At 26.3% G+C, this 1,790-nt stretch carries 2 protein-coding genes; both read right to left on the bottom strand.

Features of this window, described 5'->3' with window-relative positions:
• Window positions 1–175: 175 nt before the first annotated feature.
• Window positions 176–1,462 carry a hypothetical protein gene (locus tag AMN78_RS00910; RefSeq protein ID WP_075533750.1) on the bottom strand — a complete coding sequence of 429 codons (1,287 nt, stop codon included), beginning with the start codon at window positions 1,460–1,462 and terminating at the stop codon, window positions 176–178.
• The coding region (locus tag AMN78_RS00905) for a DUF2784 domain-containing protein (RefSeq protein ID WP_075533749.1) at window positions 1,462–1,790 on the bottom strand (329 nt) is incomplete at its 5' end. The genes AMN78_RS00905 and AMN78_RS00910, both read right to left, overlap by 1 nt.

The raw sequence follows: 1,790 nt of genomic DNA, 5'->3' as shown, positions 1-1,790 counted from the left end.
CATACCACAGAAAAACATTAAACTAAAAAAACAAACTACGAAGAACAAAAACAAGAAATCTGACAAATAATGAAAACTTACTACTAAGTTTCTACGAAGAAGTTTCAAAAGTCCTTATTTTCTGTTAATAATGATTTAGTGGTCGTTCTACAGAACGCCCCTTACTATTTGATATTTATTTACCTTTTTTAATTACTGAATAAGCAATTTTTTTCCAATTATAATTTCCATGCATTGAGTTAATGACTATTATTCTAGATGTATCAAAATCTATAATAATTTCTTGATCACCATAACCGCTCATTCCCATAATTGATCTTTTTTTCATGCCTGAGTAATCTGTATGAAAAAAACCAGCATAAGTTTTTGTACCAGAAAAAGTATTTGATAAATCAAATCTTTGATTGAAATTTCCTTTAGGAATTCTATTTTTGTAAATTGTTTTTAAATATTTTCCCATACAAGTATCATTTTGCCAATCATCTAGAATGCTTTTGGCTATTCGAAGATAATCATATCGAGTGGCAAAAAACATACTGTTTGCAATACCTGATTCTTTATTCATATTAGGATGTTTAAAAAAATATACACTTTGCTCTATTTGTGCTTCATTTTGAAAAATATCCTCTAAAAGATTTTCAAAATCATTTCCTGATTTAAATGAGATATAACTTAATAATAAGTGAGGTAATAGAGCATTATAATTATATTGAGATTTGGATTTTTCTAAACCAGACATCATATTCATTACTGATGAAATAGTCATAGTATCTACTTCACCATATTTAAAATTACTTCTATTAACATATTTTTGATCTCCTGCCTTCATATTTAATAAATCAATTATTTTTTGATTTTCATAAAGTGTATTTTTTGTTAAGGGCCAATCATTCAATCTACTGTCTACACTTTCAATATAACCTCTACATATCGCATGACCCATAACATAAGAAACCATGGTCTTACCAACAGACATGGATCTTAATTTAGTTTCATTATTTACAAAATTACCAAATCGGTCTTTAGGAGATATTTCATCAACTGTAATCTTGCCATCTTCATAAAGCAAATAACTTAAAAGAGCAGTTTTATTCATTTGTTTTTTTATATACTTGTCATCTTTCAAATCTGATTTAAATTTATAATGTTGACTGGAGGGTTTAGCCTCATACATATCCCATTGATAAGTTCTTGAACCTGGTACAAAATGAGAATGTTGGTATTTGAAAAAATAATATAATAAAGTATCAAAATTAGGATTTGTATCTTCAGGTATTGTCCATTTTTTTTTAGAAAGTTTTAAATTTAAATTATTTTTATAGCCACTATTATCTTTTATTACATATTTTTGATGACCATTATCATATAACCACTTGTTGAATACCAAAATGGCCAGATCATTTGCTAAAACTAAGTTTTGCCACAACAAACACAAAACCAATGTCGCTAAAAGTTTTTTCATTATTTTTTAAATTTTTTATAAATTAATCCGTATATTAAAATATTAAAAACTATTAATGATATACCTAAATATATTTGAATTTTACTAGTTAAGCCTTCAGGATAAAGTATCGGTAAAAGATAGTTGTTGATAAAATTACTAGAATAAGTTGTCAACTCACCTTTATGCAAAAACCAATTTTCTAGATAGGTCAATGGACAAACGGAATTAGTTAGTTCTATATAAACTCCCCATAATAATGCCGGGAGATGAATATAGATTATTTTTGAAAAAATTAATAAGAGCAGACCTCCAAAAATAACAAATAAGATAAAAATTAAATGTACAA

The organism is Candidatus Pelagibacter communis (genome assembly GCF_001179945.1).
Lineage (GTDB): Bacteria > Pseudomonadota > Alphaproteobacteria > Pelagibacterales > Pelagibacteraceae > Pelagilacustribacter > Pelagilacustribacter ubique_A.
Note: the sequence above shows the minus strand (reverse complement) of the source record. Positions and strands in the feature narration are given on the sequence as shown.

Bases quoted from the DNA above. Each gene is read 5' to 3' on its own strand.
- AMN78_RS00910 (WP_075533750.1), bottom strand. From the start codon at position 1,462: ATGAAAAAACTTTTAGCGACATTGGTTTTGTGTTTGTTGTGGCAAAAC.